A 25,963-nucleotide genomic window follows, 5' to 3' on the forward strand; every position below is an offset into this window, starting at 1 on the left:
ACAGTCCGTGATCATGGCAGGTTCAGAGTCGTCTCGCAGGGCTTTTGAGATGAGCTCTTAGGGACATCCAGAGGGGCCACCTGAAGGTTCACGCGCTCCCGCTCCGCCAGTTTCGTGTTGTGTGCTCAGAATCCTTCGTGATTCCACACTCATGTTCGATGTCGCTCACAATCACGTTCGCACTTACGCCCATGTGACCAGGTCATCCATCATGTGAGTGTGCTTCAGGGAAGGTCTCCCGTGGAGGTCGGTGCGCTGTGAGAAAGAACGTGAAATGGATTCTGAAAGAGTCGAAAGTGAGCGATATCGGGGTACTCCGAAGTCGAGTGGAGGGTTTCCCTCAACTGATTTCTAAATCCGGTGGCCTGGTGTCCCGACGGTCCCTCTCGGGGGTATCCGCATGAAGAGTTCCAGCGATCGAGGCAAGGGGAACCCGGGTAACCCGCAGGGAGGTTCCGAGGAGGAGTGGGCGCGGTTCGGGCTGCGGGTGAGGGAACTACGGGAGGCGGTCGGGCTCAGCGTCGGTGACCTGTCCACCAGGGAGATACGCGAAGGCTCCACGGTCCAACGGATCGAGAAGGGCGACACCGACGTCCCCCTCTACCTCGCCGAGTACCTGGACCGGAGGCTCAAAGCCCAGGGAAGCCTGGTCAACGCCTGGGCGCGCACGAAGCCCGACATCCATCTGGCCACCGGCGGCCGTCCCCATGACCGGTCGAGACCGCCACCCTGTGTGCGAGCGAGATGGCCGACAACCCCAGGGTCGCCCACCGCATCGAGCACGGGGTCCTCCCGCAGTGGATGAACGTGGCTCGGGAACGCCGTGAGCGCGAGGTCGCCGCCATGAACGCGGCGCCCCCGTCGCCTCTGCCTCCGTAGACCCCGACCCCACCCCGCCGGGCACGAGCACGGGGACGTCACCGGGCCCCGAGCCGATGGTGCCGCCGGCAGGCCCTGCTTCAGGGAGCGCTGTCGATGCTCGGGGCGATGATCGCCCCGAGCGTCGGGCCCTTCCCCTGAAAGCACCTCAGGTCTGCTCCGGGTGCCTCTCCAAGGCGGTGTAGGTTCCCTGGGCGTCGCGGACCGGGCGCAGCACCTCGGTCACGGCGGCGCGGGGGATCGGCCCGTAGATGTGCGGGAAGAGCACCTCCGCGCCGACCCCGGGCGGGGGAGCGGGGTCGGCGGCCTCCCAACGGACCTCGGCTTCGAGGCGATCCGTATCGACCGCCAGGACCACCATCGGCTCCGCGGTCCGCGTATAGAACCGGTTCGCCACCGCGAGCATGGTCGGCTCGTCCGGAGAGGCGTGCAGGAACCCCTCGGTGACGAGCGACTCCGCCTCGATGTCCCCGCCGGCACGCCAGCGGGACAGTTCGGTCAGGTGCAGGATGCGAGTCATGAGCCGGACGCTACACGTTCGGGCGCGGCCCTGACGTGGGGTCCGCTCGCCCCCGGCGGTCCAGAAGTGAGCACGGGCGTCGGTGCATCGGGGCGCGTTCTCCGGTCGGACGGTGGAGGGAGAACCCCCTGCCCGGCCGCTTCGGACGCGCTCGAACCAGCTGATAACGCAGGTGGAGGCGTGATTCACGTCTCGCCGTCCCACTCCGTCGGAATCCCGGTCCAGGGACGGTCGCCCCGTTCGCTCTCCCCGAAAGGACACGGGTCGAGGTTTCCACATCTCGGAGTCACTTCTCGGACATTTGCTCGACTCAAGGGGGGATCGTCACTCGGCGTCATAAGAGGAATTCCTAATGTAATTCCAATAATTGACGATCCTGGATTGTCGCGGTCCGCGTGCCCAGGGCCAGCGATAACTCCCGCAAGAGCGTCTGAATCACGCTCTGGAAGATCAATTCAAACCGAAGGAGTCTTGAATCCTCTCTTCCCTGGCGCAGTGGACGACGCTAGGCTGCCAACCGCCGAGCGAGGGTTTCGCGGGGCGTCATTGGAACAGTCGCATGATCCTGCCAAGGGAGGTGAGGTGGCAATGTCCGTTGTCGGGATCATTGGATCCGGAGTGATGGGTAAGGACGTGGCCGTTACTTGCGCCGCCAGCGGGTATAACGTGGTGCTTTACGATCACGACCCCGGTGTTCTCGGGGCGGCCGAAGGTGACATACGCACCCTCGTAAGGCGTTACCGGATGACGGCTCCAGAAGATCCTCGGTGGCGTGACAAAGGCATTCCCGACCGTATTCGTATCACCGATGACATGGCGGAGTTCGCCGGGGCCGACCGGATCATCGAGAATGTCGTCGAGGACGCCGCCGTCAAGGAGGAGGTCCACCGCGAGCTGCGGGAGGTGTGCGGGGAGGGCCCCCTGATCGCGGTGAACACCAGCTGCGTCTCGATCACGAGGCTCGCGGCCCTGGCCGCACGGCCCGAGTCGGTGATCGGCATGCACTTCATGAACCCGGTACCGCTCATCGAGTGCGTGGAGCTCGTGCGAGGTCACCACACGTCCGACGAGACGGTGAAGCTGGCCGAGGGTTTCGTCGACTCGCTGGGGAAACGGCCCGTCGTCGTGCGCGATAGCCCCGGGTTCGTCTCCAACAGGCTGTCCCACCTGTTCATGAACGAGGCGGCGTTTCTCGTTCAAGAAAGGGTCGCCGACCCTGAACAGATCGACGAGATATTCACCTTGGGCTACGGGCACAAGATGGGGCCGCTCGCCACCGCTGATCTGATCGGTCTGGATACCGTCGTCGACTCTTTGCGGGTTCTGTACGACGATCTACAGGATCCGAAGTTCCGCTGCTGTCCGCTATTGAAAAAGATGGTCGACGCCGGACTGACCGGTCGTAAGAGCGGACAGGGTTTCTACACCTACGGTGTTTCTCGTTGAACGTGAAAGTCATGTGACGGTTCGCGCATGGGAGTGAAGCAGTCGGTGAAGATGGCGAAATGTGTCGTGTGGGATCTCGACGATACGCTCTGGAAGGGAACCCTCTCATCGGGTGACGAAGTGGTTGTGGATCCGCGGATTCTCGAGACCGTCAAGACGCTGGACGAGCGCGGCATCCTACAGTCCATAGCGAGCAAGAACAACCACGACGACGCCATGCGCAAACTCGAGGAATTCGGTCTCGCGGAGTACTTTCTCCACCCGCAGATCAACTGGAACAGCAAGTCCAGTTCCCTGACCGAGCTTCAGGCGAAGCTGAACATCGGTCTGGACACCTTCATCTTCATCGACGACCAGGAGTTCGAACGTGACGAGGTCGCCTTCGTTCACCCGGACGTCGAGACGATCGACGCCGCCGACCGGTTCCTGCTGACGGACCTGCCGCGGTTGTCCCCGGTCCACGTCACCGAGGACGCGAGGCGCAGGCGCCTGATGTACCGGGAGGGCGAACAGCGCGACCGGTCCGAGCTCGCCTTCCAAGGACCCCACGACGAGTTCCTGCGCAGCCTCGACATGGTCCTCGACATCTCCCCGGCCGGAGGGGACGACCTGCTGCGTCTGGAGGAGCTGACCCACAGGACCAGCCAGCTCAATTCCACCGGCATCCACTACTCGTACGACGAACTCGAGAAGCTCATCGACGATCCGGGCCATGACCTGTGGGTCTGTGAGCTGACGGACCGCTATGGCTCCTACGGCAAGGTCGGGATGGCGCTGGTGGAGAAGTCCGGCGACCAGTGGACGATCGCGCTGCTGCTCATGTCCTGCCGAACGGTCTCCAAGGGCGTCGGAACGGTGCTGTTGCAGTTCCTGGTCAAGCGGGCCGCGGAGCGCGGAGCCCGCCTCTTCGCCAGGTTCCGGCGTACGGACCGCAACCGCCAGATGCTCCTCACCTACCGGTTGGCGAACTTCCACGTCGTCTCACGTGACGGAGTGGACCACCTGTTCGAGAACGATCTCGAGATCGTCCGTGACTACCCCGACCACGTAAGGGTGAACGTCGATGCATGACAGCGGAACACCGGTCGATGCGGCTCCCGACATGGATGTTCGCGAGAGCATCCGGGGCTACATCAAGGACAACATCGCCTCGCTGGGCGAGGACGGCCTTCGAGACGACGACAACATCTTCGAGAAGGGCTTCGTCACCTCGATGTTCGCCATGCAACTTCTGGCCCACATCGAGAGCGCCTTCGACGTCGAGGTCCCCGACGAGCACCTGAACCTGCACCGTTTCAGCTCGGTCGAGCGGATGGCGGAGATGGTGTCGGAGCTGAGAGCGGTGCGCCGTGAGTGACCGTTCCCCGGACTCCGTCCTGAAGCGGGCCGAGGCCTTCGCCATGGAACTGGCGCCCCGCGCAGGTGAGTTCGACCGCGAGGAGCGGCTTCCACGCGAGGTCGTCGAGCGGATGGCGGACGAGGGTTTCCTCGGAGCGACGGTCCCGGTCGAGTGGGGCGGCCTGGGCCTGACCCCGATCGAGTACGGCGAGCTCACCGAGATCATCGGCAAGGCATGCGCTTCGACCCGCGCGCTGCTGACCGTTCACGCGTCCCTCGTCGCCCAGACCCTGGCCGGTAGAACGTCCCGAAGGATCAAGGAGAAGTACCTGCCCGACCTCGCGCGAGGCCGGAGGATCGCCTGCTTCGCGTTGTCGGAGGCCGAGTCCGGGTCCGACGCGGGGTCCGAGGCCGGAGGGATGTCCACGAGGTACACGCGGAAGGGCGACGTGTTCCTTCTGAACGGCCGCAAGAAATGGATCTCCTTCGCCGGGATCGCCGATGTATTCCTCGTCTTCGCCGTGGACAACGGCGTCGTCAGCGCCTTTCTCGTCGACCGGGACATGCCGGGGGTCGAGACGTTTTCGATGTCGGGGATGCTCGGAAACCGGGCTACGCACATGGCCGAGATCGTCCTCTCCGACGTAGAGGTCCCGGCTGAGAACCTCGTTTCGGGAATCGGTGCGGGATTCGCCTTCGTCGCCAATACGGCACTGTTCCACGGGCGCTACAGCATCGCCTGGGCGGGTGTGGCGCTCGCGCAGGCCGCCCTTGAGGAGATGTGCACGTACGCGGTCCGGCGTCGCCAGTTCGGCAGCAGGATCGGGTCGTTCCAGCTGGTACAGGGGATGATCGCGGACGCGGTCACCAGCGTGTCCGCCGCACGCGAGCTGTGCGTGAGGGCCGGGAGGCTGAGCGCCGAACGCAGCCCGGACGCGATCGCGGCGACGAACATCGCCAAGTACTTCTCTTCGACCGCCGCCTGCCGTGTCACTTCGAACGCGGTTCAGGTGCTCGGTGGGAACGGGTGTTGGAACGGATATCCGGCCGAGCGTCTTTTCAGGGAAGCGAAGATTCTGGAGATCATTGAGGGGACCTCGCAGGTGCAGGAGACGCTCATTGCTGATTTCGGTCTCAAAACTTTTTCCAGGAAAGGTTGACTCGGGAAAGATGTACAGCTTCTGCATTCTGGTCGCCTCCGGGTACGGGCGGCGGTGTCGATGACGACTCCATGGGTTCTGAGCGCACCGAGTAAGAGGGCCCTGCGCGATCGCGCGACACGGCTCCTGAGGAAGGTCGAGAAGGGGACGGCCGGTTCCTCGGACGCGGCCGACTCCCTGGTGTCGACGCGCCCGGCACGCGCGCACCGGGCCGTCCTGCTGCCCCGCGGAGACGACTGGCGGGAGCCTTTGACCGCCGTGTCCAAGGGACACGAGGACCCGCGGGTGGTGTGGGGCGTCGCCGACCGTGACGAGCGGCCGGTGTTCATCTTCCCCGGGCAGGGCACGGTCTTCCCGGGGATGTGCGTCGACCTGTTGGAGGCCTCTCCCGAGTTCGCCCGGCGGATCGGCGAGTGCGCCGACGCTCTCGCCCCGCACGTCGACTGGTCCCTCGTGGACGTCCTGCGCGGCGCGGGCCCGGAGTCGGAGCTGCGGCGGCCCGACGTCGTGGAACCGGTCCTCTTCTCGATCATGGTCGCGCTGGCCGGCCTCTGGCGCTCCCATGGCGTCGAGCCGGCGGGTGTCCTCGGTTTCAGCCTCGGTGAGATCGCCGCGGCGTGCGTGACGGGTGCTCTGCCGCTGGACGAGGCCGCGCGTGTCGCCGTGCTGTGGAGCAGGGCGCACGTCCCGATGGTGGGCCAGGGCGGTATGGCGATGGTCGGACTGACCACCGAGGAGGTTCATGAGCGTTTCGGTTCCGGCGGATCCGACGCCATCGACGTCGCCGGGGTGTTCGATGCCCGTTCGGTGGTGATCGCCGGCACCGATCCGGCCGTCGACCGCATCGTCGAGGACCTGCGCGACGAGGGGATCTACGCCCAGAGGCTGTCCGTCGAGTTCCCCGCGCACTCTCCAAGGGTCGAACCGCAACGCGAGTCCCTGCTCGCCTCGCTCGGTCGTGTCTCCCCGCGGGAGACGGAACTCCCCTTCTACGCCGGTACCACCGGTGGACGTATCGACACCGCGGAGCTGGACGCCGAGTTCTGGTACCGCAATCTACGCAGTCCGGTGATGTACGAGCGGGCGGCTCGTGCCGTGCTCGCCGACGGCCACCGGACACTGGTGGAGCTCAGCGCCCACCCGGTGCTCGTTCGTCCCACGAAGGAGGTCGTCGCGGATCTCGGGAGCGACGCGCGGGTGATCGGCACCCTGCGTCGTGACCGTCAGGGGGCGTCCCGTTTCGTCGTCTCCCTGGCGGAGGCCTGGACGCACGGGGCGCCGGTCGATTGGAGCCGACCGCTGCCGGTGGACGACGACGCCACCGGGCCGACCGTGTCCACCGGGTCGGACGCGCCCTCCGAGCCGGTCGCGGCCGGCGGTGAGCTGGTCGACGCGATCGTCTCGTACATCGTCGGCGAACTGGAGGGCGGGTCCGCCGACGACGTCCTCCTGGACCCGGCGCTGCGCGAAGCGAACCTGTTCTCCCTCGGCCTCGACTCGATCCGGTTGGTCTCCCTACAGGCCAAGCTCGAGCGCAGGCTCGACATTCGCCTGGAGAGCACGTGCATCATCGACCACCCCGAGCCGATGGCGTTGGTCGAGGAGATACGGCGGACGCTCGATCCCCCCGACCGGGCGAGGGAACCGGACCCCCGTCCGTCTCCGTCCCCCGCTCCGGCGGCGTCGGGCGGACCCGTCGCGATCGTCGGTATGGGGATGCGGCTGCCCGGGGGCATCGACGATCGGCGACGGCTCTGGGACGTGCTCATCGAGAAGACCGACGTCGTGGAGCCGATCCCCGAGGACCGATGGGCGCAGAGCTCCTTGGACACCGCTGAGGTGACCACCACGCAGGGCGGCTACCTGCGCGACGTCGACCGGTTCGACCCGGCGTTCTTCGGTATCTCGCCGAGCGAGGCCGAGCTGATCGACCCGCAGCAAAGGCTGCTTCTCGAGTTGACCTGGGAGGCCTTCGAGGACGCGGGCCTCGACCCGTACACCGCGGGTACCGCCGGCCGGGTCGGAACGTTCGTCGGCATCTACAACAACGACTACCGCCAGGTCGGGCAGGACCTCGGATACTCCCACGAGGCGTACACGTACACCGGCAACATGGCCAACGCCGCCGCCGGGCGTATCTCCTACACCTTCGGTTTCCGGGGCCCCAGCATGGCGATCGACACGGCGTGCTCGTCCTCGTTGTACGCCCTCCACCTGGGCGGTCAGGAGCTGAAGCGGGGCGGATGCGACCTCGTCGTGGCCGCGGGCGTCAACCTGATCCTCAGCCCCGAGGGGCACCTGTCGTGGTCGAGGCTGGGCGCCCTGTCGCCATCGGGCCGCTGCCGCAGCTTCGACGACGGGGCCGACGGCTACATCCGCAGTGAGGGTGGCGTCGTCGTCATCCTCAAGCGGCTGGCGGACGCCGAGCGTGACGGCGACGACGTCCTCGCCGTCCTGCACGGCTCCGCGGTCAGCCACAACGGTCGCGGCGGCGGATTCACCGTACCCAGCAGCGTCGCCCAGAGCCAGGTGATCAGGGACGCGATGGCTGAGGCCGGGGTGGGGGTGGAGGACGTCTCCTACGTCGAGGCCCACGGATCCGGAACACCCATCGGTGACCCTCAGGAGATCAACTCCCTGGCCAGGGTCTTCGCGGGCCGTACGGAGAAGGTCGGCGTCGGCAGCGTCAAGTCGAACCTGGGGCACCTGGAGTCCGCCGCGGGCATGGCGGCGCTCTGCAAGGTCGTGACCAGCCTCCAGCACGGGCGTCTGCCGGCCACACTGCACTTCCGCGAAGGAAACCGCCTCATCGACTGGGACGACGCCCCGGTCGAGGTCATCACCGATGACGTTCCATGGGAGCCCTCGAACGGGCGCCGTGTGGCGGGGATCAGTTCGTTCGGCGTCAGCGGGACCAACGCCCACGTCATCGTCGCGGAGCACGAGAAGCGGCGGGAGGAGACACGGCCCACCCTCGGCGCTTCGGACACACCCCGTTTGCTGCCGGTCTCGGCGAATTCCGCCGAGGCGCTCCGCAGCGGGCTGCGCGGTCTCTCCGACTGGAGCGCCCAGAGCACGGCGGACCTCGGCGACGTGGCGCACACGTTGGGCAGGCGGCGCGGCCTGAAGTACCGGAGGGCCCTGGTCTGCGCCTCGATGGAGGAGATGCGGACCGTCGCCGGAACGGAATCCGCCGGAGAGATGGTCAAGGCCGACCCGCACGGGTCGGGGCCGGTGTTCATGTTCTCCGGTCAGGGGACGCAGTACCCGGGCATGGCCCGTGAGCTCTACGACCACGCGGAGGAGTTCCGGCGCGAACTGGACGAGCTCGACCGGGAGTTCCGCAGGGTCGCCGACATCTCCCTCCTGGAGGTCATGTTCGCCGAGGAGGAGGACGAGCGCTTCCGGTCGCCGATGTACACCCAGCCGATGATCTTCTCGGTCGGGTTGGCGCTCGCCCGATACTGGGCGAGCCGGGGCGTCACCCCCGCCGCGGTCATGGGCCACAGCATCGGCGAGTACGCCGCCTCCTGCTTCGCGGGGGCCATGAGCCGCGAACAGGCCGTCGAACTGGTCGTTCACCGGGCGCGCGTGGTCGCGGACTCTCCGGCCGACGGTTCGATGGCGACCCTTCTGTGCTCCGCCGAACGGGCGAGGGAGCTGCTCGCCTCCGCCCCGGACGTCTCACTGGCGGCCGTGAACTCCTCGGAGAACGTCACCGTCTCAGGCCCGGCCGACAGCCTGGCCGCGGTCCTGAAGGCCGCGCGTCGGAACCGCGTCTTCGTGGAGCGGCTCGACGTGTCGCATCCCTTCCACTCGGCACGGATGGCCTCGGCGGCGGAGAGCCTGCGGGATCGGATCCGCGGATGGGACTTCGACGCCCCGTCGATCGAATGGATCTCCACGCGGACCGCGAGGCCGGTCGAACCCGGTTCTCCGGTCGACGCCGACCACTGGAGTCGGCACATGGTCGAACCCGTCCTGTTCAAGGACGCCGTGGCCTGGGCCGTCCGGGCGGGTCTGCGTACCTTCGTCGAGATCGGCGCCACGGCGACGCTGGGCGGGCTCGTCGCCCAGGAGTTCGGTGACGACGTGGTGGTCCTCCCGAGTCTGCGCAAGGGCAGGTCCGACGTGCGGCAGTTCCTCGAGGGCGTCGGCCGGCTGTGGGAGCTGGGCGCCGAGCTCGACCTCGGCCGACCGTCGGGCACGGGGCGGCTGCTCCACGACCTACCGCACACCCCGTTCGACAGGCAACGGATCTGGTATCGAGACCGCACCGGAGAGGGTGGCGCGACCGTGGACGTCCGAGCCGACGACACCGTGACGGCCGACGTCACGCCGAGTGGTCCGACGAGCGGCTCCGCGGGGGACACCGCGGCCGTTCCCGCCGACGCCCCCCGCAGGCACGCCGAGGAGAAGGCCGTGGCGGAGGTCATCACGCGGGCGCTGAGCGAGGTCACCGGCGTGGCGACCTCGGAACTGGACCCGGACGTGGAGCTGTTCTCGCTCGGTGTCGACTCGCTCATGCTCGTGCAGCTCGGCAAGCGCATCGAGAAGCACTACGCGCTCGACATCCCGATCACCACGTTCTTCGAATCGCTCCACACGGTGGGACGGGTGACCGACTTCGTCCTGCGGAACCGTCCGGAGCCCGAACCCTCCCCGGAACCGGCGCCGGCGCCTTCGGTGCCGTCCGTGCCCGATCCGCGGCCGGGCGAGGCGTCGTCCCCGCCCGTCGCCGGGCCGGGCGGTACCTCGGCCTCCGGGATCGAGGCGGTGGTCCATTCCCAACTGGCCCTCATGCGGGAACAGCTCCAGGTGCTCGGGGGCACGGCGCCCGCTGCCGGCGCGGCCGGCGCACCGGAGCCGGACCTCGAGGCCGTGCCGCGGCGCCGGGCGCCGGGCAGGTCTCGCAAGGTCGGCGCGTACACCAACAACATCTCGCTGAGCGGCAGCAGGCTCACCGAACGGCAGCGGCGGTTCATCGCCGACTTCGTCGCCCGTTACACCGCCAGGACCGCGGGGTCGCGGGCCTATGCCGACTCCCACCGCCGGCACATGGCGGACTGGATCAACTCGCTCAACTTCGACACGGACCTGAGGGACACCTCCTATCCGTTGGTGTCCTCCCGCTCCCAAGGCGCCGCGTTCTGGGACGTGGACGGCAACCGGTACGTCGACACCGGGATCGGTTACGGCGTCCACTTCTTCGGACACCAGCCCGACTTCGTCGTACGCGCGGTGCGCGAGCAACTCGAGTCGGGGTTCGAGCTGGGCCCCCAGAACAGGGTCGCCGGAGAGGTCGCGGAACTGATCCACGACATGACCGGTGCCGAACGGGTCGCCTTCTGCAACACCGGTACCGAGGCGGTGATGGTGTCGCTGCGGCTCGCCAGGGCGGTCAGCGGACGGGACAAGATCGTACGGTTCACCGACTCCTACCACGGCGGTTCCGACGCGGTCCTGGCCGAGAGCGACGGAACCGATAGCGTTCCGCTGACCATCGGTATCCCCCCGGCCATGGTCGAGGACACCGTGGTTCTCCGCTACGGGGCCGAGGAGTCGCTGGAGCGCATCCGCCGGCAGGGCGGTGACCTGGCCGCCGTGCTGGTGGAACCGGTGCAGTCCCGCAATCCGGGCCTGCGACCCGCGGAGTTCCTGCGCGAGCTCCGACGGATCTGTACCGAGCACGGGATCGCGCTGATCTTCGACGAGATGATCGTCGGCTTCCGGCTCGCACTGGGCGGAGCCCAGGAGTACTTCGGGGTCGAGTCCGACATCTCGCTGTACGGCAAGCTCGTCGGCGGCGGTATGCCGGTGGGCATCGTCGCCGGCAAGAGCACCTATCTCGACGCCGTCGACGGTGGAGGGTTCTCCGACGCCGACGATTCCCGGCCGGCGGTGCCGACGACCTTCTTCGCCGGAACGTTCTGCAAGCACCCCTTGACCATGGCCGCCTGCCGTGCGGTGCTGACCTTCCTCAAGGAGAACGGCGAGGAGCGGCTCGCCGAGCTGAACAGGTTCACGGACGACTTCGTGCGGAGGGCCAACGACTTCTTCGATCGGGAAGAGGTACCGATCCGGCTGTCGCACTGCGCCTCGATGTACAAGTACGAGAACGTGGCGCAGCGCGACATGGCCCTGATGACCCTGACCACGAACCTCTTCTTCAAACTGATGGCCCACCACGGCGTGTTCGTGTGGGAACGCCGGTCGGGGTACTTCTCGCTGGCCCACACCGAAGAGGACAAGGAACGCGTCCTCGAGGCGTTCCGGACGGCCGTGCGGGAGATCCGGGCCGGGGGCTTCGAATTCCGGCGTTCGCGGTCGGTCTCCCGCTCCGGTTCCGACGCGGTGGGCACCGGGACGGAGCCCGCGGCCACGCGGAGCGGGCCCCGATCCATGGCGCTCTCCGCGGAGGAGAAGCGGGTCTACGTGAACTCCCGTATGCGTGGCGGGAACGAGGCCTACCAGGTCCCGGCCCGCCTCCACTTCGACGGATCGCTGGACCCGGACCGGGTGGACGCGGCCTTTCGCGCCATCGCCCGAAGGCACCCCAAACTGCGTAGCCGCTACGAGATCGATTCCGGAGACGTCGTCTGCCGTGTCCTCGAGGACATCGATCCCGAGGCCCACCTCTTCGACGGGGCGGGAACGGAGGAGATCGCGGACGTGATGAACGCTCCGCTCGACATGACCCGGGCGCCGCTGTGGCGCTACGGCATCGTCGTCGGCGAGGACGGCACCGATGACCTCGTCGTCTCGTTCCACCACATCATCGTCGACGGCCGGGGGTTGGAACTGATCATCGGCGAGCTCGCCGACCATCTGTCGAACGGGCGTCCGACCGACACCGAGGAGCCCGCGGGCTACGAGGAGTACGTACGGATCCGATCCGAGCTGCCCGATCGACCCGATTACCAGGACCACCGGCGGTGGTGGCTCCGCGAGTTCGAGACACCGCCCCCTCCCCTCGCGGTCCCGACCGACGAGCCCCTCCCCGCCATCAACGACTTCAGCGGGGGCCACCACTACACGCGCATCGACCCCGAGGTGCACGAGGCGGCCACGAAGGTCATCCGCGAGCACCGGACGACACCGTTCTTCTTCTACCTGTCGTTGTGGTCGGTACTGCTGGCCAGGACGAGCGGCGAGAGCGACCTGTGCGTCGGAGTGCCGTTGGATCAGCGTTCCCTGGGCTCCTTCGAGGGCACGGTCGGGATGTTCGCCCAGTCGCTGCCGCTGCGGCTGAGGCCGGACTCCGGTACCCGCCTGTCGGATCACCTTCGGCGGGTACGCGACACGGGTCTCGCCGCGATCGAACACGCGCACTACTCCTACGAGACGTTGATCGAGGAGTTGGACCTGGAGCGCGACCACGGACGCAACGCCCTGTACGACACGATGTTCATCTACACGAACGCCCGGGGGCGCGCGCACAGGTTCGGTGATCTCACCGCCACCACCGAGGACTTCGGCATGCGCGGCTCGATGCTCGCCCTGACCCTGGAGATCACCGAGCGCGACGGTGGTCTGTTCGTCGACCTGAACCACTCCGGCGTGTTCGGCGAGCGGAGAATCGCCGATCTGATGGCCCGGTTCCACGCACTCGTCGCGCAGGCCGTGCGGGACCCCGATCGCAGGATCGGTGAGATCCCGCTGATCGACGACGACACGACGGAGCGGCTCCTGTCCTGGGGCTCCGGTCCGCGTACGACCGACGTGCCCGGCCTCGCGGAGCTGTTCGACCGGGTGTTCACCGAGCACGCCGACCGTCCGGCGATCCGTTTCCAGGACGAGGTGACGACGTACGCCCAACTGTCCGAGAGGGCCGGGCGGCTCGCCGCCCTGCTCCGTGACTCCGGGGTCGAAAGGGGGGATCCGGTCGGGCTGCTGCTGCCGCGGTCGCCGGACCTCGTGGCCGCCATGCTGGCCGTCCACCGGGTCGGTGCCACCTGGCTGCCGTTGGACGTGACCGATCCGCCGGCGCGGCTGCACTCCGTGATCGAGGTCGCGAAGCCGACGAGGATCCTGTGCCTTCCCGAGAACGAATCGGTCCTTCCACCGGACGGGAGGGCGCTGACGATCCGTGACCGGGACCTCCCGGAGACGGTCGTACCGGAACCCTCGGAGGACGACCCCGACGGTCTCGCGTACATCATCTTCACCTCCGGTTCCACCGGTCGCCCCAAGGGCGTCACGGTCGCCGACGACGCGCTGGCCAACTTCCTCTGGGGCATGCCCAAGGCGCTGGACTGGGAGGAGAACGTGACGACGGCGTGCCTGACGACCCCGTCGTTCGACATCCATCTCCTCGAGACCCTGATGACCCTGGTCACCGGTGGAACCGTGGCGATGGCGGGCGAGGGGGAGGCACGGACACCGGCGGAGATCGCGGAGTTCGTGGCCGCCAACGGCGTCGCCTACATGCAGATGACGCCGAGCCGCCTGCGCATGCTGTGCGCCGACCCGGACGCGGCGCGCAGGGCACTGGCGCCGTTGGAGAGGCTCGTCGTCGGAGGCGAGGCCTTCCCCGAGGACCTGTTGCCGGATCTGCGGGCCGGGACGTCGGGCCGGATCTTCAACGTGTACGGGCCCACCGAGACCTGTATCTGGTCCAGCGTCAAGGAGCTCACCGGCCAGGCCCCTGTCACCATCGGTAGGCCCATCGCCAACACCACCTTCTACGTGCTCGACGACGACCTCCAACTCGTCCCCGAGGGCACCGAGGGCGCCCTGTGGATCGGTGGCCGCGGAGTGTCGCCCGGGTACCTGTACCGTCCCGAGCTCACCCGTGAGGCCTTCCGCGACGACCCCTTCCGAGAGGGCCGGATCTACAACAGCGGGGACCGCGCCCTGTGGCACGACGGTGAGGTCCGCTGCCTCGGTCGGCTGGACAACCAGGTCAAGGTCCGGGGGCACCGCATCGAGCTCGAGGAGATCGAGCAGGCCCTCACCGAGCACGTACACGTGGTCGGGGCCGGGGTGATCGTGGACGAGGTCTCGCCGGGGAACCGGGTCATCCGCGGGTTCTACGAAGTACGCGAGGACGCGGAGGTCGGGCCGGAGTCGCTGAAGGACTTCCTGAACGGGAGACTGCCCGGCCACATGGTCCCGGCCACGCTCACGGCGGTCCCCGCCGTGCCGATGACGACGAGCGGCAAGATCGACCGCCCGGCCCTGGCCCTCCTGGAGGCCGTACCGGTCGGTGGCGGCCGGCCGGACGAGCCCTCGGAGGTGAGCGAGGACCTTCTCATGGCGTGGAGGTCGGTGCTCGGCGACGTCCCGTTCGGCCCGGACGAGAGCTTCTTCGACCTGGGAGGCAACTCGTTCAGCCTCATCCTGCTGCTGGAGAAGCTGAACGCCGCCTTCCCCGGGACGCTCGACGTCAGCGACCTGTTCGCCGAACCGACTCTCGGAGGGCAGCAGGAACTCCTGGAGCGGAGGTCGGCGCGGAGCCGCCCGGCCGACGCCCCGACCGACAGCGGTGTGCGGCCGCCCGAGGACTGGTTCGTGCCGGGCCGGGGCGTCGACGGGACCGCGGAGGTCGCCCTGCCGGACCGGGTGCGGTCCGCGCTGCTGCGGCACGGCACGGGCGACGGGGCCACGGCGCGGGCCCTGGCGCACGCCGCGTTCGCGCTGACCGTCGGCAAGGCACTGTCCTGTGACGAAGTCACGCTCCACGTGGCGACCGCACCCGGACGGGTCGCCGCGGTCACCTTCGACCTCGTCGGCCGGACCGACCTCGCCGAGCTGGTCGACGATCACCTGCGATCCGTCGGCGACGCCGACCGCGAGGTGGAGCTCGACCGGATACGCCCGGGTCGCGGCGACGGCGCCAGGGTGACCATCGCGTGCACCGATCGCGCACGAACGGAGGAGAGCGAGCTCCTCCGGTACGCCGACCTCGTTCTGGGGACCGACGTGACCGCGCGGCCGGCGACCGTGGCGCTCGCCCACCGGGGGGAGATCGCCCCCGAGGCCGTACACGGACTGCTCGACGGCTACGTGCGGCTGCTGGGGCTCCTCGCCCCGCCCACCGGAGACTCCGGTTCCCGCACCCCTCCCCGTGCGGTCGACACCACGACTGGACACGCGCACGCACCGGACCGGAAGGATCAGTCATGACCAACCTCGCGCTCCTGTTTCCCGGCCAGGGGTCCCAATTCACCGGAATGGGTCGTTCCTGGTTCGAGTCGGAGAGCAGCGTTCGAGAACGCTTCGACCAGGCCTCCGAGATAGTGGGTTACTCGCTCGCCGATCTCTGCTTCACCGGACCCTCGTCCGAGCTCACCCGGACGCGGCACGCGCAGGTCGCGCTGCTGGTCCTGAGCTTCGGTATGTACGAGGTGATCAGTAGGGACCGCAGGCTGCCGGTCACCCACATGGCCGGGCACAGCCTGGGCGAGATCACCGCGCTGCTCGCGGCGGGAGCGATGGGCTTCGAGGACGCGGTGCGGCTGGTGAAGGTCCGGGGCGAGGCCATGGAGGCCTGCACCACCGCCGGTGACACGGGCATGATCGCCGCGCTCCGGACGCCGGCGGCCCAGGTCGAGAAATGGGCCGAGGAGTTCAACTCCGACGGCCACGCGGTACAGGTGGCCAACTACAACGCCGAGCAGCAGACCGTGCTGGCCGGCACGCGCGAAGAGCTGCGGGGGATGGCCGGCCTGCTCGAGGAGCGTGGCGCCAGGGTCGCCTGGCTCAACGTGGCGGGCGCCTTCCACAGCACGCACATGGCCGACGCCGTCCCCGCGTACGCGGCGGAGATCGGGAGGATCGGGTTCACGGAGCCGACCGTCCCGGTCTGTAGCACCGTCACGGGCCGGGTGTACGAGAGCGTCGAGGAGATCAGGGGAGCCCTCTCCGAGCAGCTCACCAGCCCGGTCCGGTGGGACGCCGTCATGTCGACGCTGACCGCGGACGGTGTCGGGCTGTGGATCGAGGTGGGGCCGAAGAACGTCCTCGGCAAGATGGTCGCCGGTGCCGTCGAGGACGCGCGTGCCCGCAGCCTCGGCGAGGACGCCGAGGGGACGTACGCGGCGCTCGATCGGGCCATCGAGGAGCGGAGGAACCGCCCCGGTCTCGTAGGCCTGTGCCTGGGAGCGGCCGCCGCGACCCGGAACAGGAACTTCGACGACGACGAGTACGCCTCCGGTGTCATCGCGCCCTACCGCCGGCTCCAAGAGCTCGCCTCCACCGAGGACGAGGAGCTCACCGACGCGGGGAAGAGGGAGGCCCTCGACCTGCTGCGCACGATCATGGGGACGAAGGGCGTCCCCGAAGCCGAGCAGCGGGAGCGGATCACGTCGATCCTGCGGCGCACCGGCGACTCCGCGCTGCTCGAGCCGACCGGAGGGGCCGTCTCATGAATCCCCTGCTGTCCATCGGCGACCTGGACCTGGCCGACCTCCCCGAGGACGCCGAGGTGCGGATCGACCACTCCGGGGTCGGGAGTCGGGACACCCCGATCGCCATCATCGGGATGAGCGGGCGGGTGGGCGACGCCGCCGATCTCGACGAGTTCTGGGAGATGGTCGTGCGAGGCGAGCGCGGCCACCGGGAGCTCTCCGAGGAGCGGCGCGCCGACGTCGACGCCTACCTGGCCGCCCGGGGGGCGCGACGACCCTCCCCCGAACGCTACTGGAACGGCACCCGCCTGCCCTCGGTGGCCGGATTCGACTACCGGTTCTTCTCCATGTCCCGGCAGGAGGCCCGGGCCGTCGATCCCGACCAGCGGATCTTCCTCGAGACAGCCTGGGCCGCGCTCGAGGACGCCGGGCACCTGAACACCGAGATCCAGGGCCGGAGGGTCGGGGTCTACGTGGGCATGTCGAGCGACTTCGGCGAGGACTATCGGACGATGATCCAGGCCGTTTCCCCCGACGCCCCGGAGATCTCCGTCGCCGGAAACGTCAAGTCGATCATCGGGAGCAGGATCGCGTACCTGCTGAACCTCCGGGGCCCCTCGATGCTGGTCGACACCGCGTGCTCCTCGGGCCTGGTCGCCGTCCACACCGCCTGCCGCGCGATCCAGCGCGGGGACTGCGGCATGGCGATCGTCGGAGCCGTCAACAGCGACCTGCTCCCGGTCGTGGACGACGGCTCCGGGATCGGCATCAAGGACCTACAGGACACCTCGTCCCGGGACGGCCGCACGCGGACCTTCGACCGCAGGAGCGATGGGACGAGCGCGGCCGAGGGCTGCGTCGTCTTCGTCCTGAAGGCGCTCGATCGGGCACAGCGCGACGGCGACACCGTCCATGCGGTCATCCTGGGCGGCGCGGTCAATCAGGACGGCGCCTCCAACGGCATCACCGCGCCCAACGCGGACGCCCAGGGCGACCTCATCGACGCGGCGCTCGCCGACGCCGGTGTCCCTGCGGAACGGATCAGCTTCATCGAGGCGCACGGCACCGCGACCCGCCTGGGCGACCCGGTGGAGATCGGGGGGATCGAGCGGGCGTTCTCCCGTCACACCACGCGGAAGCAGTTCTGCGGGATCGGCACGGTCAAGACGAACATCGGCCACATGGACAACGCCTCCGGACTGGCGGGCCTGGCCAAGCTGGTGTTGTCGATGAGACATCGGACCCTGCCGGCGAGCCTCGGGTTCGAGGACCCCAACCCCAACATCTCCTTCCCGACGTCTCCGGTGTACGTCAACGACCGCACGGTGCCGTGGGGCGGCGACCCGGACGAGACCCTGTACGCGGGCATCAGCAGTTTCGGCCTGAGCGGGACCAACTGCCACCTCGTGGTGCGCAGCGCGGACCCGGACCCCGGACCCGAGCGGGTCGCCGCGACCGGTCCGATGCTGCTCCCGTTGAGCGCGCCGGACATCGAGGGCCTCAAGCGGCTGGTGGAGCGCTATCGGCGGTTCCTGGGCGGACGTGACGTGCACCTGGCGGATCTGTGCCACACCGCGTCGACGGGGCGCATGCACCACCGGTCCAGGGCCGCCTTCGTGTGCGAGGACCGGGAGGAGTTGCTGACCCTCCTCGAACGCTTCGCCGACGGCACGGACGGCACCGACGACATCGCCACCGGGGAGTTCCGACTCGCGGCCGCCGGCGGCGAACGACGCGATCCCCGCGGCCTCACCGCCGACGAGAGGAAGCGGCTGAGCCGTGAGGCGGCACGGTCGCTCGACGGAGGGGCACCCGACCGCGACGGTCTGCGGCGCCTCGCCCGCCTCTACGTCCGCGGCGCCGACGTCGACTGGAACAGGGCCGCCTCCCCGGGCGCCCGCCGGATCCCGTTGCCGACCTATCCGTTCGAGCCGTTGCGCTGCTGGCTCAAGACCGACGGCGGGGAACGCCGCGGCGGGCCGGGCGCGGAACTCCACCTGGTGCGTTCCCTGGAGTCGGACATCGCCATGTGCGAACTCTCCCCACGGCGGTTCTGGGAGCTGTCCGAGCACCGGATCGACGGGGTCGGCGTGCTCCCCGGCACCGGGATCCTGGAACTGCTCGTGCGGGCCGCCCGCGGCCTCGGCCACGGTGGTTCCGGGATGAGGCTGCGCGACCTTCGGTTCCTCACGCCGCTCGCGGTCGACGACGATACCGAGGTCGAGGTCCACATCGTCTTCGGGCAGGCCGATACGGACGGCGGCGTCCGCCAGGTGACCGTCGCCGCACGGGGCGCGGACGGCGCGTGGGTGCGCAACGCCACCGCCGAACTCGTCACCGAGCCGGACATCGCGGTACCGGAGCCGGTCGACCTCGCGGGGGTGCGGAGCCGAATGAGTCGCGCACTGCATTACGACGACCGGCTCGACCTCTCCAACGGACTGACACTGGGCGAACGGTGGACCGGGAGCCTGCGGGGCGGTCGGGCGAACGCCGACGCGACCGAGATGCTCTACGAGTTGGAACTGCCATCGCGGTACCACGGTGAGACCGACGACTACTTCCTGCACCCGGCGCTGCTCGACACCCTGATCAACGCGGCCAACGGCCTCTACGACGACGAACGGCTCTACCTGCCGCTCTCCTACGGCGAACTGACGGTCCACGGGCCGCTGCCCGCCCGCGTACTGGCGCACTTCCGCAAGCGTCCCACCTCGGTCGAGGGACGGTTGTACGCGTTCGACGTAACGGTCACCGACCCCGACGGTCGGGTCGTACTGGCGGTGGACAACTACTGCGTCAAATCGGCGGTCGGCCTCGACCTGGGCGGCTCCGGTGGATACGGGCACGTGCAGGGCTACCGGAAGGCCTCACCACCGGTCGAGGTCGGAACCGGGGACGCCCCGACGGGGACGGTCCTGCTCTGCGGCGACTTCGGTCCGATGCTCGACGACCTCACCGACGAGCTCCGGTCGGCCGGTCACGACCACCTGCACGTGGCCGACACCGCCGCCGTCGACCGGATCGACGAGGGCCGCGCGTTCGCCTTCGCGATCCTCGCCGGTGTTCCGGAGGACGACGGCACGCCCCTGGCCGAACGGGCGGTCGAGCCCGTGGAGAGGACCGTCTCCCTGCTGAAGGGGCTGGCCGCTCGTCGGCCGGAGCTCGGCGCGGGTCTGCTGGCCGTGACCCGGAGCGCGCTCGCCGTCACCGGTGAGGAGTCCGTCGATCCGGGGCAGGCCGGTGTGCTCGGCCTGACGCGGATCGCCGCCCTGGAGTATCGGGCCCTCGGGATCCGCTGCGTCGACATCGACGAGCACACCCCGCCGAAGGCCCTGATCACGGAGGCACGCGCCACCGATCGGCCGCCGCTGCTGTTCTATCGCGGGGAGCGGCCCCACGAACCGGTCGTCGAGCGGCACGCCGTGGTGCCGCGGGACGAGACGCCGGGGCCGACCCCTCCGGACGGTGCCGTCATCATCTCCGGTGGCACGGGCGGCCTGGGCGCCGCGGTGGCGCGGGACCTGGCAGGGCAGGGGTTCCGGAACCTCGTCCTGCTGGGCTCGGAAGGGCGGGACCCCGCCTCCGCTCCTCCGTTCGGACCACAGGACGACCCCGCCGTCGCCGAGGTCCTCCGCCTGGACATGGGAGACCCGGAGGCGGTGGAGCGCACCGTCCGCGAGATCAGGGAAAGGTACGGACGGATCGGGGGAGTGATCCACCTCGCGGGACGGCCGGGCGTCGGATTCCTGCACACCAAGACCATCGACGAGTTCATGGCCGTGTACCGACCGAAGGCGCTGGGCGGTATCGCCCTCCATGAGGCGACCCGGGACGACGATCCGCGCTTCTTCGTGGTGTTCTCGAGCGTCTCCGGGCTTCTGCCGATCCACGGCCAGACCGACTACACGGCCGCGAACCTGGTGCTCGACAGCCTGGCCCAGTACCGCGGCGCGCGGAACCTGCCCGCGCTGAGCGTCCAGTGGCCCGCGTGGCGGGAGGTCGGGATGGCCGAGCGCCTGGGCGCCGTGGACGAGGACGAACTCTTTCCTCCGTTGGACCCCGCCGAGGCGACCGGCCTGCTCCGGGAGCTCATGGCGGGTGAGGGACGGCCGCCGGTCATCATGCCCGGCAGGAAACGGCCGGCGGCGAACGTGGCGGAGCCGGCACGGCGGGCGGACGGGCCCGGCGCGGCCGGGGACCGGCCCGTCTCCCTCTACGGCCTGGACCACGTCGGGGAGATCGAGCGGGCCGTCGCCGAGATCTGGGCACGGACGCTCGACGTCACGGAACTGGACGCCTACGACGAATTCGTCTCCCTCGGCGGCAATTCTCTGCTGACCTCGCAGATGTTGAAGCTCTACGACGAGCGTTTCCCCGGCCTCATGGACATCACCGACCTGTTCCGATTCCTGACGATCGCCGACCAGGCCGCGTGCGTCGCCTCCCGCCTCGGCGCCGGAGGGGACGGTACGGGCGGCGGGGCGACGCCGACGGACGACACGGCAGGCGCAGACGACCTCGACCGGCTGCTGGACATGGTGGAGCAAGGGGAGATCACGGTGGAGGAGACCCGTGGACTTCTGTAGCTGGACCGCGCTATTTCGACAGAATCGGGATGCCAGATGGACAAGGTGAAGGCTTTCATCCTCGAGCAGGTCGCGCAGCGGCGGATCGGCAAGGAGGAGGCGAAGACGCTGTTGCAGGAGGTGACGACCTCGTCGTCCCCCCGGCCCGACATCGCCGTCATCGGGATGGCCGGACGCTACTCCGCGGCCGGGAACGTCGACGAGTTCTGGGACTTCCTACGGGAGGGCAGGAACAGCGTGCGCGACTTTCCGCGCTCCCGCAAGGAGGACATGTACGAGGTCCTGAGGAACCCCTACTACTCCGAGGTCATCCTCGGTTCGGTGGTGGACGGTGCCGACCTGGACCGCATCTATTCGAAGAGCGGTTATCTGGACCGGATCGACCGGTTCGACGCGCGCTTCTTCGGTATTCCGCCGCTGGAGGCGGATTACATGGACCCGTACCAGCGGATCGGACTGGAGACCGCGTACGAGGCGCTCGAGAACGCGGGATACGGCGGCGACGGCGTCCGCGGCACGCGGACCGGGGTCTTCCTCGGGCGTGACCAGACGAACTACTCGTACTACCGCATGTTCTCCGAGCGTGATCCGATGCAGCTCTCCGGTTCGTGGGAGGGGCTGGTCGCCAGCCGGATCTCCTACGTGCTGGATCTGACCGGCCCGTGCCTGATGACCGACACCGCCTGCTCCGCGGGCGCGGTGAGCATCCACCAGGCCGTCCAGTCGTTGCAGGCCGGCGAGTGCGACATGGCGCTCGCCGGTGGGCTCAACATGTCGCAGGTCGGTGAGGTGAAGGCCGCGTACATGTCCGGGGCGACGATGGACAGCGTCGAGTCCCATGACGACACCGTGCGCACCTTCGACGCCCGGGCCGACGGGACCGTGTGGGGCGAGGGCGCCGGCATGGTCGTCCTCAAGCCGCTGGCGCGCGCCTTGTCCGACCGGGACCACGTACTGGCGGTCATCAAGGGTTCGGCCATCAACAACGACGGTATGTCCAGCGGGATCACCGCGCCGAGGGCCGAGCAACAGGAGCGGGTCATCCTCGACGCCTGGTCGAGGGCGGGCGTCGAGCCGGAGACGATCACCTACGTCGAGGCCCACGGCACCGGTACCGCGCTCGGAGACCCCATCGAGATCAAGGGTCTGTCGGACGCGTTCCGTCGACACACCTCGCGTCGGCAGTTCTGCGGGGTCGGGTCGCTGAAGACCACCATGGGACACATGGTGGGCGCCTCCGGGGTGGCGGCCGTCACCAAGGTGGTCAAGGCCCTCGAGACGGGCGTGCTGCCCCCGACGGCGAACTTCGAGGTACCCAACCCCTACATCGACTTCCCCGAGAGCCCGCTCTACGTCCACGACCGTCTTTCGAGTTGGGACACCCCCGCGGGGACCCCGAGACGCGCCGCGGTCAGCTCGTTCGGCTTCGTCCGGACCAACTGCCACCTGGTACTGGAACAGGCCCCCGCGTACCGCCCCGCGGAGCAGAGCAGACGGCGCTACTGCCTCACCGTCAGCGCCCGGACCGGCGAGGCCCTGGACGAGCTGCTCGAACGCTACTCCGCGATGCTCGCGGAGAGCGCGTGGTCGCTCGCCGACATCTGCTACACGTCCAACGTCGGGCGCGCGCACCACGAGCACCGGCTCCTGATCACGGCGGAGAGCAAGGAGCAGCTCGCGGAGGCCGTGGACCGGGTCCGCGCCCGGGGCCTGGGCACCGACGAGGACCAGGGCGTCCACTACGGGGCGCACACCGTGGTCAGCGACAAGAAGGGCGTGTTCTCTCCCGGGGACGTCACCCGGCAGTCGCTGGAACGCCTCTCGGCCGAGGCCGACGCGGTCGTCGCCGATCGGACGTCCGGCGAGGAGAAGACGCTCGACAGGCTGGCCTCCCTCTATGTGCGGGGCGCGCGGGTCGACTTCGCCGCGTACCACCGGGGGGACGCCCGACGGCGGGTTCCGCTGCCGACCTATCCGTTCGCGCGGACCCGCCATTGGGCCAGGCCGCTGCGGACCCGGGTGCGGGACTTCAGGAGCTCGGAGGCCCACCCGCTGCTCGGCACCGAGGTCGGTCGGACGGACACCGGTGCCGTGTTCGAGAACACGCTGTCGGTCGAAAGGCACTGGGTACTGGCGGACCACCGGATCGATCGCAGGGCGGTGGTGCCGGGCACCACGTACCTGGAGATGGCCAGGGCCGCCTACGCCGCCGTCGCCGGAGCCGGAGCCGTACGGTTCCAGGACGTGGTCTTCCTCATGCCGCTCTCCGTCGACGCCGGCTCCGAGGCGGCCGTCCGGACACGGCTCGACCGGTCTGGCGACGACTACACGTTCCAGGTGCTCAGCAAGGACGGAGAGGACTGGATCCCGCACGTCGAGGGCAGGGTGGGCGGGGCGCCCGCCGAGGAACGGCCGGGCACCGTGGACGTCCCCGCGGTGCGGAACGCGGCGGCCCGGACGGTCGACCCGGTCGCTTTCGAGGCCGACACCGGCGTCTTCCGGTTCGGTCCGCGCTGGGACTCCGTACGCGCGGAGTGGCGGGGCGAGGATCGGACCCTGGCGTTGCTGCGGCCTCGGGAGGGCGTCGACGCCGAGACCGAGGTCTACGGACTGCACCCGGCGATGCTCGACAACGCGGTCAACGTCAGTTCGCAGAGCGAGGGCCGGACCTACCTGCCCTACATGTACAAGGACTTCGTCCTGCACCGGTCGGCACCCGAGTCGTACTACTCGCTGGTGCGCACGGTCCGCGGTGCCCCCGGCGACGAGACGATCACCTTCGACATCGACCTGCTCGACCTCGACGGCGCGGTCTTCGGAAGGATCGGCGGCTACACCGTCAAGAAGGTCGACTGGACACGCTTCAGCGTCACGGGACCCCGTCGCTTCCTGCGGGTCGGCTGGACGGAGACCGAGCCGCCCGAGGAGCGGGAGGACCCGGACGCCGTCTGGGGGGTCGTGGTGGGCGAGACCGCGGCCGGCCATGAGCTCATCGGAGCGTTGACCGAGGCGGGGGTGCGGGTCCTCCCGTGCCACCTGGGATCGGGCGCGCCCGACGAGGACGACGTACGGGCCCTGTGCGCCCGGCTGCGTTCGGAAGGGGCCCAAGGCCTGCTGTTCGCCGCCGACCTCACCGCCGACGAGGGGCTCGCCCACGCGGACCGTCGCGGCGGCGGCGTCGACGCTCTGTTCGAGCTGTACAAGCAGCTTTTGACCCACCGGGTCAAGCTCCCCCTCGGGCTGCGGGTGCTCGGCGGCAACGCCTGGCGGGTGACCGACGACGACACCGCCACGGACCCCTACGCGGCGGCCACCGCGGCACTGGCCATGGTGATCGGGCAGGAGCACCTGCCGGTCGGCGTCCTCGACGCGCCGCCGGGTACGGACACGGATCTGCTGGTCCGCGCGTGCCTGGGCGCTCCGGGACCCGTGCCGCGGGCGATCCGCGGGACCCGTCTGTACACCCGGCGCCTGGAGCGCGTCACGGCGGTCGAGGACGAGGTCTCCGAGAACCCCTACGCCGGAGGCGCCTTCCTCGTCACCGGAGGCGCGGGTGGACTGGGTCTGAACATCGCCGAGGAGATGGCGGCGCGGGGGGCGGAGAGGATCGTCCTGACCGGACGCTCGGAGTTGGGCGAGGCGACGAAGCGGCGCTTGGAACGGCTCCCCGCGGCCGAGTACGTGCGCTGCGACGTGTCGCGGGCCGAGGAGGTCCGCGGTCTGGGCGAACGGCTGAAGGCCGACGGGGTGCTCCTGACCGGCATCGTCCACGCGGCGGGCGTCGCCGGCGACGGTTTCCTCGGCTCCAAGCGGCGGGAGGTCTACGACGCCGTCCTCGCCCCGAAGGTCGACGGAAGCGTCGCGCTGCTGGAGCTCGCCTCCGAGCATCCGGACCCGTTCGTGGTGCTCTTCTCGTCGATCACCGCGGTCACGGGCGGATTCGGGCAGGGGGACTACAGCGCGGCGAACGCCTTCATGGACTCCCTCGCGGCCGGGGCACGGGCGGAGGGCGCACGTGTCCTGTCCGTCGACTGGCCGACCTGGACCGGTGCGGGTATGGCCGTCGACCACGACGTGGACGCGGACGACGCCCCGTTCACGCCCGTCTCGATCCAAGGCGGCCTGGCCTGGCTGGCGTACTTCCTGCGCCATCCGGTCGACGGAGCCGTTCCGGCGGACTTCAACCTGCCGGTACTGGAGCGCGAATGGGACACGCTCCCCTTCACCGTCTCGGCCGAAGTCGCCACGGCCGCCCGCAACGCGGCCAAGGAGCCGTCGGAGACCGGCGAAGCGGGCGGTGACGCCGTCCTGGCCGGAGTGTCGGATCCGACCCCGACCCAGCTCCGGATCGCGTCCATCTACGGTTCGGTGCTCGGCCTCACGGAGATCGACGCCTACGCCGGCTTCCAGGAACTCGGCGGGAACTCGCTGATGACCGCGAACCTGCTGTCGAAGGTCGAGCAGGCGTATCCCGAGACGGTGGACGTCGCCGACCTCTTCTCGTACTCCACCGTCGTCGACCTGGCCGCCTACATCGACGAGCAGCGCGGCGCGGACGCCGGAGGGACGGCCGACCGGGAAGGCGGCCGGTCCCTGCGGGAGGCACTGGCCGAGATCGGCGACACGGAGCTGATCTCCGTCTTCGACGACATCGAGGACAGCGGAGAGCGATGGTGACCG

General features: G+C 69.1%; 10 protein-coding genes. 9 read left to right on the forward strand and 1 reads right to left on the reverse strand.

What is annotated here, in order from left to right:
* Nucleotides 1–400 precede the first annotated feature (400 nt).
* Entirely contained in the window at nucleotides 401–805 is a 405-nt protein-coding gene (locus D451_RS27295) for a helix-turn-helix domain-containing protein (RefSeq protein WP_193789606.1), read from the forward strand.
* A 222-nt stretch (nucleotides 806–1,027) separates the two neighbouring features.
* Here D451_RS27295 and D451_RS0109975 read toward each other — a convergent pair whose 3' ends face one another.
* The gene (locus D451_RS0109975; protein WP_017534289.1) at nucleotides 1,028–1,399 is read right to left on the reverse strand and encodes a DUF952 domain-containing protein; all 372 of its coding nucleotides are present in this window, start codon (nucleotides 1,397–1,399) and stop codon (nucleotides 1,028–1,030) included.
* 588 nt (nucleotides 1,400–1,987) lie between these two features.
* Between D451_RS0109975 and D451_RS0109980 the strand changes: the two genes are divergently transcribed.
* The 8 genes from D451_RS0109980 to D451_RS0110015 are packed head-to-tail and all read left to right on the forward strand — an operon-like array spanning nucleotide 1,988 to nucleotide 25,960.
* A complete protein-coding gene (locus tag D451_RS0109980) occupies nucleotides 1,988–2,845 on the forward strand; it encodes a 3-hydroxyacyl-CoA dehydrogenase family protein (protein ID WP_026124961.1) in 858 nt (285 codons plus the stop codon).
* 51 nt (nucleotides 2,846–2,896) lie between these two features.
* The gene (locus D451_RS0109985; protein WP_234305902.1) at nucleotides 2,897–3,916 is read left to right on the forward strand and encodes an HAD-IIIC family phosphatase; all 1,020 of its coding nucleotides are present in this window, start codon (nucleotides 2,897–2,899) and stop codon (nucleotides 3,914–3,916) included.
* 31 nt (nucleotides 3,917–3,947) lie between these two features.
* A complete protein-coding gene (locus tag D451_RS0109990; protein WP_017534292.1) occupies nucleotides 3,948–4,202 on the forward strand; it encodes a phosphopantetheine-binding protein in 255 nt (84 codons plus the stop codon).
* Entirely contained in the window at nucleotides 4,195–5,343 is a 1,149-nt protein-coding gene (locus tag D451_RS0109995) for an acyl-CoA dehydrogenase family protein (protein ID WP_017534293.1), read from the forward strand. The genes D451_RS0109990 and D451_RS0109995 overlap by 8 nt, the downstream gene beginning before the upstream one ends.
* 60 nt (nucleotides 5,344–5,403) lie before the next feature.
* On the forward strand, nucleotides 5,404–15,471 hold the full coding sequence (locus tag D451_RS0110000) for a non-ribosomal peptide synthetase/type I polyketide synthase (RefSeq protein WP_241463308.1): 10,068 nt from the start codon (nucleotides 5,404–5,406) through the stop codon (nucleotides 15,469–15,471).
* Nucleotides 15,468–16,715, forward strand: a complete 1,248-nt coding sequence (locus D451_RS0110005) for an ACP S-malonyltransferase (protein WP_017534295.1) — start codon at nucleotides 15,468–15,470, stop codon at nucleotides 16,713–16,715. Before D451_RS0110000 ends, D451_RS0110005 begins: the two co-directional genes overlap by 4 nt.
* On the forward strand, nucleotides 16,712–21,283 hold the full coding sequence (locus tag D451_RS0110010; RefSeq protein WP_017534296.1) for an SDR family NAD(P)-dependent oxidoreductase: 4,572 nt from the start codon (nucleotides 16,712–16,714) through the stop codon (nucleotides 21,281–21,283). The genes D451_RS0110005 and D451_RS0110010 overlap by 4 nt, the downstream gene beginning before the upstream one ends.
* 36 nt (nucleotides 21,284–21,319) lie before the next feature.
* Nucleotides 21,320–25,960: an SDR family NAD(P)-dependent oxidoreductase gene (locus D451_RS0110015; RefSeq protein WP_017534297.1), complete on the forward strand. Its 4,641-nt coding sequence runs from the start codon at nucleotides 21,320–21,322 to the stop codon at nucleotides 25,958–25,960.
* Nucleotides 25,961–25,963 lie beyond the last annotated feature (3 nt).

The sequence above is a fragment of the Nocardiopsis alba DSM 43377 genome, assembly GCF_000341225.1.
Lineage (GTDB): Bacteria > Actinomycetota > Actinomycetes > Streptosporangiales > Streptosporangiaceae > Nocardiopsis > Nocardiopsis alba.